This is a genomic window from Halobacillus sp. BBL2006 (assembly GCF_000786645.1).
Taxonomy (GTDB): domain Bacteria; phylum Bacillota; class Bacilli; order Bacillales; family Halobacillaceae; genus Halobacillus.
In genome coordinates, this window is sequence record NZ_JRNX01000214.1 from 1 (window position 1) to 10,565 (window position 10,565).

Annotated in this window: 10 protein-coding genes; 2 read left to right on the forward strand and 8 right to left on the reverse strand. The window is 40.7% G+C overall.

Annotation, left to right across the window (positions count from 1 at the left end; all coding sequences use genetic code 11):
- Positions 1-191 precede the first annotated feature (191 nt).
- The 6 genes from LD39_RS07350 to LD39_RS07375 all read right to left on the reverse strand — a co-directional run bounded on the left by LD39_RS07350 (position 192) and on the right by LD39_RS07375 (position 6,487).
- Positions 192-1,274, reverse strand: coding sequence for an FAD-dependent oxidoreductase (locus LD39_RS07350; RefSeq protein WP_035544647.1), 1,083 nt, complete (start codon positions 1,272-1,274; stop codon positions 192-194).
- Positions 1,275-1,335: 61 nt separating this feature from the next.
- Positions 1,336-1,653, reverse strand: coding sequence for a thioredoxin family protein (locus LD39_RS07355; RefSeq protein ID WP_035544648.1), 318 nt, complete (start codon positions 1,651-1,653; stop codon positions 1,336-1,338).
- A 72-nt stretch (positions 1,654-1,725) separates the two neighbouring features.
- Positions 1,726-2,541: a DUF368 domain-containing protein gene (locus LD39_RS07360; protein ID WP_035544650.1), complete on the reverse strand. Its 816-nt coding sequence runs from the start codon at positions 2,539-2,541 to the stop codon at positions 1,726-1,728.
- Positions 2,542-2,873: 332 nt separating this feature from the next.
- Positions 2,874-4,394: a BCCT family transporter gene (locus LD39_RS07365; protein WP_035544651.1), complete on the reverse strand. Its 1,521-nt coding sequence runs from the start codon at positions 4,392-4,394 to the stop codon at positions 2,874-2,876.
- Between the two features lie 191 nt (positions 4,395-4,585).
- A complete protein-coding gene (locus LD39_RS07370) occupies positions 4,586-5,890 on the reverse strand; it encodes a DUF2254 domain-containing protein (RefSeq protein ID WP_035544652.1) in 1,305 nt (434 codons plus the stop codon).
- 27 nt (positions 5,891-5,917) lie between these two features.
- A complete protein-coding gene (locus LD39_RS07375) occupies positions 5,918-6,487 on the reverse strand; it encodes a nucleotidyltransferase domain-containing protein (RefSeq protein WP_035544654.1) in 570 nt (189 codons plus the stop codon).
- 128 nt (positions 6,488-6,615) lie between these two features.
- Here LD39_RS07375 and LD39_RS07380 point away from each other — a divergent pair, with 128 nt between their 5' ends.
- Both LD39_RS07380 and LD39_RS07385 read left to right on the forward strand, forming a co-directional pair.
- On the forward strand, positions 6,616-7,095 hold the full coding sequence (locus tag LD39_RS07380) for a GNAT family N-acetyltransferase (RefSeq protein WP_231572529.1): 480 nt from the start codon (positions 6,616-6,618) through the stop codon (positions 7,093-7,095).
- Between the two features lie 220 nt (positions 7,096-7,315).
- On the forward strand, positions 7,316-8,854 hold the full coding sequence (locus tag LD39_RS07385; protein ID WP_035544656.1) for a BCCT family transporter: 1,539 nt from the start codon (positions 7,316-7,318) through the stop codon (positions 8,852-8,854).
- A 57-nt stretch (positions 8,855-8,911) separates the two neighbouring features.
- On the opposite strand, the gene LD39_RS22555 is transcribed toward LD39_RS07385, so the two are convergent.
- Both LD39_RS22555 and LD39_RS07390 read right to left on the reverse strand, forming a co-directional pair.
- A complete protein-coding gene (locus LD39_RS22555) occupies positions 8,912-9,088 on the reverse strand; it encodes a hypothetical protein (protein ID WP_156112587.1) in 177 nt (58 codons plus the stop codon).
- 2 nt (positions 9,089-9,090) lie between these two features.
- Positions 9,091-10,128 carry an AimR family lysis-lysogeny pheromone receptor gene (locus LD39_RS07390; RefSeq protein WP_035544657.1) on the reverse strand — a complete coding sequence of 346 codons (1,038 nt, stop codon included), beginning with the start codon at positions 10,126-10,128 and terminating at the stop codon, positions 9,091-9,093.
- Positions 10,129-10,565 lie beyond the last annotated feature (437 nt).

Sequence of the window (10,565 nt, forward strand, 5' to 3'; positions counted from 1 at the left end):
GAAGCTCACCACATGCCCATGGAAAGCGAGTGATTTCCCGGCACTTCTTTCTCTATCCAAGGCAACGGAAACAGTCTTTATCTCGAAACTTAGTCTTCAACAATCGGGAGCTTTAATGGGATAATAAAAATCAGCCGCAAGATAAAGAAGATGCTCTGAAATAAGCGTTTGGTCAATACATGACCAAACGCTTATTGATATTTTTCCATGAATTCACGATCAATTTTATTTTTCACCTTCCAGGCTCTGTGACTATGATGGACGAGAGGTCCATAAATTAAGAACCCTTTTTTCCTCCCCGTTGATAAAATATACATGGCATTTTTCTGAGGAGAATAGTCAGTGAGTGGTTCTCCCGTGAGATAATTCTTCAGATTCTCAAAGAGAACCGGTCCTTGTTTGACCGCGTACACACCACTTTTCGGAAGTTCAGGATGATCACTCATGGTCACGCAGTCTCCTGCCCCGAAAAGATAATCATAGTTGTGAAATTGAAGAGTGGAACGCACAAGAGCAAATCCCTTTTCATCCACCTCAGTGCCGGACCGTCGAAATATTTGATCAGAAAGCGCTCCGCCTAACCAGAGCACTCCAGTGTGTCGGACTTTGTTGCCGAAATCTGTTTTAATGTAATGATCCTCTACCTCTTGTACTCGCTCGTTTTCCCAAACTTGAATCCCTTTTTTCATTAGCAAATCTTTCATTTTATTCGAAATCCACGACGGCGACCCAGGCAAAATAGTTTCAGACGTTATCAAGCGAACCTGGCCAGGTAAACGATTCCGTTCTTTATAGGCTTGGATCGAAAGTGCTAATTCTGTGCCAGCCGCTCCTCCACCCACGATTAATGGCTGACTCGTTTGCCGTATCTCTTCAATATAATCGATAAAATGATAGTTGGGCTTTATGCTTTTTGCCACACTATTAAAGAAATCTGGCGGAAGGCTTCGCGATCCTATATCAAAACTGATGACATCGAAGGGATAGACCGCCCCATCCATGCAGATCAACTTATGGTGATCGGGGAGAATTTTCTTAGCCATCTTTCTAATAAAATGAACCCCCGTCTCTTTGGCTAATTTCCGGATATTCACTCTTGTTTCTTCCTTGGAATAAAGCCCTTCTGTATACCCTGAAAACATGCCTGAATAATACTGGTAATCAGAGGGTGAAATTAAACAAATGTCTACATCATTCATAGATTCTTCCTTCAATTGCCGCAATACTTCTAAGTGTGCATGTCCCGCCCCAACTAGCAATAACCGTTTGGACAACCCAATCCCCTCCGTTCTGTATACAAAACGTCCACACGGGAAACCCATGTGGACGTAGAACTTAAAGACTCGCTTGTAAAAACTCTTGAACCTCTTCAGGAGTTTTTGCATTCGCACTGTGCAGGTGCGCAATTTTCTTTCCATCTTTGAAAATTAACAGGCTCGGAATGCCCATGACTTCATATTTTTCCGCGATTTCTGCAAGCTCATCACGGTTTACATCGTACCACTTGTAGTGGTTATATTCCTCTAGAATATCTCCGATAAACATATCCATGCGACGACAGTCCGGACACCAGTCTGCTTGGAATTTAACGATGACAGGCTGCTCACTTGAAATCGTCTGATTAAAAGTTTCTACGGTATGAATTGATTCCATCTTACATTCTCCTTTTATCTGAACTCTATTTGAAATGATAAGAGACTAGGATACCTATTATCTTACCATCATTTATTTATATTCTACACGTCCTAGCAGCCATGCAGCCAGTAGACCGCTTAGAAATGCAACTAAGCTTACCAACCACATAGCTCCATTTTCCGGCACCCCTGGAAAGATGACGAAAACCGATCCGATTACCAGTCCAATGATTACAGCAAAAGTACCTGAAGTATAATTCTCTAGAAAGAATTTAACAATCTTACTCATGACAATAATCCCAAACAAAATTCCCAGCCCGACTACAGCAATGATATCAAAGCGAAAATCAGAAATTCCCCCGACCACAGTAGAGTATACACCTATGATCAACAAGATGAAGGAACCACTGATGCCAGGCAAGATCATAGCACTGCTCGCAATCCATCCTGAAAAGAATAGCAAGATGTAAGAGGAAAGCGTGATGTTTTGCATCTGCTCGGTTTCACTCGCTTGGAAGAATGCCATGGAGGCTACGATTGCTGCTCCAATCAAAAGCAAAAGATAATGCTTCGCTTTAAACTGATTTTTCACATCTCCTTTGTGAGCTAAATAAGGGAGGACGCCAATAATTAATCCTAAAAAGAAAAATTGAGTCGGCCCTGGATAATGCTCGAATAACCATTCGATCAGTCGGGATAACACAATGACCGATATACCCACACCTATTCCAAGGGGGATTAAAAACTTCAAATGCTTTTTCCAATCTTTACTAAAAATGCCGTTGATCGCTGCAATCAAACGGTCATAGATTCCTAAAACAACCGCAATCGTTCCACCACTTACACCCGGAACGACATCGCTGGCACCCATAATCATGCCACGATAGATATTTCTCCATTCCCACATAGTGACGTTCTCCTTTTCAAATCATATCTTCTTTATTCTATCAAACATTTGTAAGATTTTATGCTACATTTTAACAACAATCTAGTAAATTCAAAAGCGGAAGCGTCTTGGGAGACCCCACAAGCATAAGCAAACACCGACGTGACGGTTCTCCTTCACACAGATGTTTGTCTTATGACCTCGAGGGGCTAGGCGCTGAAGCTAGACGTTTCAAAAGCGAAAGTGCCTTGGGAGACCCGACAAGCATAAGAAGACGAATACTTCAGCGGCTATAAGCCTATCCCATAAAACAAAGGTCCGGATAAATTCCGGACCTTCATTGAATGTACGGGTTAAGCAGAAGACTTCTCTTGTGCTGTTGTTTTCCCTTCATCGATCGCTGCTTTATCTGCACGCAATGCTTTATACAACGATACGACCATTAGTATCATAATAAAAGAGAACGGAAATGCGGCTGAAATTAATGCGTTCTGCAAAGCTTGCAATCCACCTGAATAGAGCAACACAGCTGCCATAGAAGACTGAATAATCCCCCACACAAACTTGACCATCGTAGGAGGAGTAAGTGATCCATTGGTCGTCTGCATTCCTAAAACGAATGTGGCTGAATCTGCTGAAGTGATAAAGAATGTGCCAATAAGTGTCATAGCAATGATCGACATGATCAATGCCAAAGGGTAGTTATCGAACATACCGAACATTGCCTGCTCTGTAGCCAGCTCAGCAAGGTTCGCGTCTCCACTCTGCTGAACCTGGATTGCAGATGAACCGAAAGTTGAAAACCACAGAAAACCTACAGCGGAAGGAACTAATAACACACCAGATAGGAACTCTCTGATCGTACGACCTTTCGATACACGAGCGATAAATATCCCGACGAACGGTGACCAGGCGATCCACCAAGCCCAATAGAAAACTGTCCAGTTATTGATCCATGTACGATTTTCTTCACTGTTAGGTGCTAATCGAAAACTCATGGATGGCAAGTTCTGCAAATAAGCTCCGATGGTGTCAGTGAACATGTTCATGATAAACAGCGTTGGTCCAATAATCAGCATGATTACTAATAACGCCAAGGCCAAAACCATGTTTGTGTTACTTAAATATTTAATCCCTTTGCTTAATCCGGTATAAGCGGAAAGCATAAACAGAACCGTTACAATACCGATAATGATGAGCTGGATGCCAAACGAGTCTTCAAGAGGAGTAAGGTAGGTCAATCCTCCATTGATTTGAGCTGCACCGAATCCTAACGTTGTGGCAACTCCAACGACTGTGGCGAAAACTGCAATAACATCAACAACTTTCCCCCAAGGACCTTTCATCTTATCTCCGAACATCGGCTCGAGAGTAGCACTGATTAAAGCTGGCGCTCCGCGACGGAACTTGAAGTAAGCGAGCACCAGTGCCACGATTGCATAAATACCCCAGGCGTGCACTCCCCAGTGGAAATATACAAAGCGCATAGCTTCATTTAATGCTGCTGCAGTCCCTGTTTCTGCTGTAGGAGCATTATTTGCATAAAAATAAATGGGTTCTGCTGCTCCCCAGAATACAAGACCGATTCCCATACCTGCACTGAAAAGCATCGCAAACCATGTAGCGTAGTTGTAATCCGGCTTATCTTCCGGTTTACCCAACTTTATTTTCCCGTATGGACTGAAAATCATATAAATACAGAAGATCACAAATCCAGTGACAATCAATAAGTAATACCAGCCAAAATGCACGGAAATATAGGATTGAATAGAACCTGTGATGCTTTCTAAGTTCTTAGGTGCTACCGCTCCCCATACCACCGAAAATAAGGCGATGACTAGTGTAACCCAAAATACAGATGTTACCTTTTTCATAGTAAGCCCCTTTCTTGAATTCATTACAAGTTCGTCTTTGTGGTCGTAATTGAGGAAATGGAAATTCGAGGATATGATTAACGAATACCCCCTTAGCGAGAATATAAACGATTAATGTCGAAAAATATGGAAATTCCTCGAAATTATAGTCCCTATGGCAGATTCCATAGGGACTATAATTTGAAGCCTGTTTAAATTGGCTGATCACACGCAGCTGCTAATTTTTTTGCTTGTTCTTGGTAGTATTTTTGATCCAGATCATCTAATTTTTCACTATCGATCGCTTTCATCATATATTTTCCGAACCTCCATACCTCTTCTTTTACGTTCTTATCATTAACGACAGAAATTTTATAGAGGGCTTCAAGAACACCATTCATTACGGATATATCGTGATTTCCATAGATCCGAATTTGATAGAAGCTCTTGTATAAATAATCTTGGAATGTTCTTGGCTCCATAATTAAACGGAGACTCTCTTCTTGGTCCAAGTAATACTTTAATGGCTGATAAACAGAAGCTAACTCGGCAAGTAATGACCCAATTCGATTGATACAATTGACAGCCGTATGAGGGTCGTTAATGCCTGGCGAAATCGCTTTGACTGAAATCTCCACTAATTTCTGGATGGAAAACTCAATATCTTGAATATCTGTTCGTTCATTTCCAATTAATATATATTGGATGCATTCTTCTGGACTGATATCCTGCTGATTTTCTTCCAATTGCCAGTAATAGAAAATCGGCATTCCCTTCTGAATATAATCCCCAATATTAAAGTTCGCTTCCATAACGACGCCTTGACTCCTTGCCCATTCCAGGAATGGCTTATACTGAATTCCCTGCAGGTAGCCAGATTGGTTAGCTCTGATTTCATTAGAACCTGTTTGTTTTAAACGATTAATTTCTTCTTGATCCCATTCCACAGATTCATTGTAGTCTTTTTCTGTAAAAGTCTTTTCAATAATACCTGAGGTACTTTTACGAATTTGACCGATGAGGTTATTAACCTGCACAAATCGAGAAGAGTGATGAATGAATATTATGAAAAAGGCCAGACAAATAATCGATACGATAACGGTCAAAGTCGGTGTCACTAATCCACTCTGGTCTTTTCCGAGTAATAATAGATTGATCAACGCAAAGATAAATCCGTAGGAGTACACCCCTAACACATGTTGTGTAACTCGGCTCTTCATAAAATCTTGTAACGTCCTTGGAGAGAATTGCGTTGTATAGGTAGTCAAAACAACCATTATGGTCGAAAAGCTGATGGTTGTCATCGTAAGGATGGATGTAATTAACGAACCATAAAGCGTTTGTGCCACACTTTTCTCAGTTAAAAAAATCTTTGGCAAACTTTCCTTCACTTGGGGAACGAGCCAAAAATCAAGAACGCTTGTGGCGGAAACTGATATAATCGACAACACACTGTATAACGCAGGTAAGAACCAGAAACTATCTCTGACACTTACTCTAATTTTCTCTTTATTCACCCTAAATCCTCCTGCCTTTTCCTACGTTTAGTATAGTAGTTTTTCCAACCATGGATGCTTCGGCTGGTGGTGCATCAATGCTTGCTTTAACCATTCTTTCTGATGCTCATTAAGATATGGAAAAACGTAATGAAAATCTGCTTGATCCTTTTCTCTTGAGTGTTTGGCTTTATAAAGCAGAACGATTTCCGGATTCAAATAAGGAATCCCTTGTTCCGACTGTAGATTCATGCTTGAAAAAGGATACGATATCGTACTATCCCGACGAAATGTCCACCTTTCGTGCTTGTTCTCGTTCAATAAAAACTCTATATGCCCTTTTTCATAAAGAAATGCATGTATCTCATGGACAGGGGGATCAATCCTATTATTTAGATCCCATGAAACCAACTTTCCATTTTTAGCGACTTTTACTTCCCAACCCCTCAATAAATCCTGTAAATAGTATTGATCCTCACGGAAGATCACTACTTCTATATCATCATGCTCCCTCGTTTCTTCACCAATATGAAGATCGATTGCCCACCCTCCGGCAATCATCCACTTACAGGGATACGAACCCAGCCACTCTTTCACTTTTAAGCACGGCTCAAACATATCGAACCTCCTCTATCGTCATGTTTCCCGTTTTTCATAGCTTGTATCACTTTATAGATAATTCTCATATTTTCACCCAAAAAGTCTCGACTATTTGCTAAAATATGGACCAAAAGGGGGGTTTTTTCATGTTAAAAGGAAAGCTGGTCGAATTGAGACCTGTTTCAAGAAATGATTTAGATAAGATTTATCAATGGGCCAACGATGAGGCCCTTACTTTTTTAGGTACCGGCAGTCAATCTGCAATTCAAAACAACAATCCTAAAGAAGCCATCCAGGCTCACTATGAGAAGAACCTTACCACACATAATTTATGGGACGATGGGAGTGTATTTATCGTATACACACTGGCAACGAAGGAGCCGATAGGGAAATGTGATTACCGAAACTTGAATCCAGTTACAAGAACTGCTGAAATTGGCCTCAGTATAGGAGAAAGGGATTATTGGGGAAAAGGATACGGAAAAGATATTTTATTAACGCTTCTCGATCACTTATTTTTCACTTTGAATATGCGGAGGATCCAATTAGACACGTGGAGCGGGAACACTCAAGCGTTGCGATTATACGAGAAAGCAGGATTTCAAATAGAAGGCAGGCCTCCGTGAAAATGAATTTGTTCAAGGAGAATATTACGATACGATGCTCATGGGTATGTTAAGAAAAGAATATTCCGAAAAAATGAACATTTCAGCCTCTATACATAAATAAGTAGTAGACGGTATGTTTTTAATAGGAAGGAAAAGGGAATAATCAACCAACCTTTGAAAAGGTCAGTTGCACGAATGGCCCTTTCATCCGTAATTTAGTAATGAGAAAGGAGCTCCCATGAAAAAAGAATTCAGAAATCCAGTATTTATCATCTCTGCTTCTGTTGTGTTAGTTCTTGTTATTCTAGGCGCCGTAAACCCTAAAGGCTTCAGCGCAGTTGCCACAACCTTGTTCGACTTCACGACTATTAATTTCGGCTGGTTTTACTTAATTTCTGTTTTTGGTTTTGTCATTTTTTTAATCGCACTTGCGCTTAGTAAATATGGGAAAATTAAAATCGGTCCCCCTGATTCGGAACCTGAATACCCATTTTTCACATGGATCGGCATGTTATTTTCAGCAGGTTTTGGAGCCGGACTTGTATTTTGGGGCGTTGCTGAACCAATGAGCCACTTCTTCACGACTCCCTTCAGCGGCTTGGAAGCTCAAACAGAGGAAGCTGCACGTGTAGCCATGGGCTATGCCTTTTTCCACTGGGGGATCAACCAATGGTCTGTTTTTGCCATCGTTGGTCTTCTTATTGCTTACTTACAGTTCAGGAAAGATAAAGACGGTCTTGTATCTACAGCCCTTGAACCCGTTCTAGGGAAGAAAAAGGGTGTAAAAACAACCATCGACTCCCTTGCCGTTATCGCAACAGTCATGGGAATTGCCACATCACTTGGTTTAGGTATTTTGCAAATGAATGGTGGCTTGAAGGCAGTATTTGATGTACCGAACAGCATTTGGGTACAGCTTGCCATCACAGGTGTTTTATTAGCCTTGTACTTAATTTCATCAGCTACGGGACTTGATAAAGGAATTAAATGGCTGAGTAACATTAATCTCGGTTTATGTTTGATCCTTTTAGTTTTTGTTTTCATCGCTGGACCTACTGTATTTATACTTAATAGCTTCACCCTAGGATTAGGAGATTATATCACCAACTTTGTAGGCTACAGTTTACGTTTGTCTCCTTATGGAGAAGGGGGAGACTGGCTTCGTGATTGGACCATTTTCTATTGGGCATGGGTCATTGCCTGGTCACCTTTCGTAGGTGCTTTCGTCGCCCGCGTTTCTAGAGGGCGTTCCATCCGTCAATTCATCTTCGGTGTGCTGGTCGTGCCTCCTGCAATCGCTTGTTTTTGGATTGCAACCTTTGGCGGAACAGCACTGAATAGTGACTTGAACAATGGGACCAATATTGCAGAAGCAGTAAACAACGACGTAACAGTCGCCCTATTTGAAACCTATCAGCACTTACCAATGACAGGTATTTTATCTATTCTATCCATCATGCTAATTGCTACGTTCCTGATAACTTCTGCTGACTCAGCTACGTATATTTTAGCTAGCATGACCTCAGGTGGGACCTTAGATCCTTCCTTGGTAATCAAACTCATTTGGGGTGTACTGATGGCAGCAATTGCGGCTGTATTGCTTGTTGCTGGAGGATTGAATGCGTTGCAAACCGCTTCTCTCGTATCTGCCCTTCCATTTACGGTCGTCATCATTTTGTTCGTCTACGCATTTACGAAAATGATAAGAAAAGAACCTTTGCCTAAGAGAAAAGAGCATGATGTGGAAAGATCGTTTCCAAAACGAAAAAACGGATAAATAAGTTACGGACCAATAGAAAAGCTCCTTCCACAAATGTGGAAGGAGCTTTTCTAATTATCCTATTCCAGGATCACCTGGATCTTCGTTTGCATAAGTGATAAAAACTTCATTCTTCTCCCCGTAATACTTTTGGTAGTCTAGTTGATCTGAGGAAGCAGTAGTGGCCACAACCGTTCCTGAGCTTATCAGGAAGATAACAGCTAAAACGGCAGAGGTTATAACTTTTCTCATGTTTATCCCTCCTTGCTAATGGTCAAGAAACGATCCATATAAAACAAAGGAATCTGAGCATAGAATTGATCACCAAGCTCATGGATAAATCTCTGATTGGAACGGATGAGCATTTCTTTGCTTTTCGTAGCTACCCCAAGATAACATTCTTCCATTGGAGTAAATTCCGTTAATCTAGATAAAATCCTCTCAGCTTCTTTAAAGTTGTTTTCGGCAATGGCAATGTGGGCGGACTCTGCGGGGTCTGGTGTGTAGATATTTTTTGTTTGGCGGTGGAAGGCGGAAATAAAAGGAATAGTGTAGTGTTTGATCATTTTTGCGGTATGATTATACAAATTTTTATTCGCGAGCTCTAGAGCGATCATAGCGTTATGTATGGAGTATTGATAGCCTTTAAATAAATTACATAAAGCTAGTTGATGATACATATGGCATATATTTCTGGATGATAACTCTGAATTTATGATTTTATAGGCATATCTGTTAGCAAGCAGAGAGTTGTTTGTTTTCCAATAGTGATGAAAGAGCAATTCATTGAATCTAAGATTCAAATAATAGTAAACAAGAGGCTCGTTTATTTCATTAAGAGCTTGATCGCAAGCCTCCAAATATTTATCCAGTCCCGTGTACTGTTTTGAATCATAGTAAAACTGAACAATAATGAACATATGCAAACAACGAAGTGTTGGATGTGAGAACTTTAGTGATTTAATTTTCTTCAGCTGTAATTCAGAGACAGCTTGATGCCTGCGTCTTAGCAGTAGCCGATACAACAATGAGACATCATTGTGAAATTCCCTAGAATGAATTAACAACTCCAACTCTGAAAAGAAGTGATTCATATATAAAAACTCTAAAAAAGCTATCTGATCTTCGATGGACCTGGGTTTATGATTGAGACAATATTTCTTAGTTAAATGCGCAGCTAGTTCTCTGGAGTTATCCTCTAAATACTTGCTGTAAACCTCATATAAATGGGAAGTGTGATTCATTTGCAATTGGTGCAAAGGACTTGGTTCTATCAATTGGTGCTTCACCATGGATCATCATCCCTTCTTCCAGCTTGTTTACATTTTATTTATATTTGTCAAAAATGTCTAGTTAATTATCTGATTTTTTAGAAATTTAACAAGTCGATTCTCTTCTTTTATACTTATTGATTAGTATTAGACCTCTAAGATCATTCAAACGACAATAAAAATTGTCTAACGTACAGGAATGTGGAAGACTCGATTTCGAGATGTTTATGTAGTTTTAGGGTCGTTGGGGAAGGGCTCGTCTAGCTGTGACGCCCAGACACTCGCGTCATAAAGCTGAATTCATAGCCATTCTATCCGCACAAGCTCCTTTCCCAATACGAGAGTTTCGAGCTCCTCTTTATCGAAATGGGGACCGGGAAACTGGTAGACTCCTGCGTGAAAGGAAGGGCTGGCTAGACCCCACAGAGCGCAGCTAGAGGAGGCTTGCCGTCTTCCCC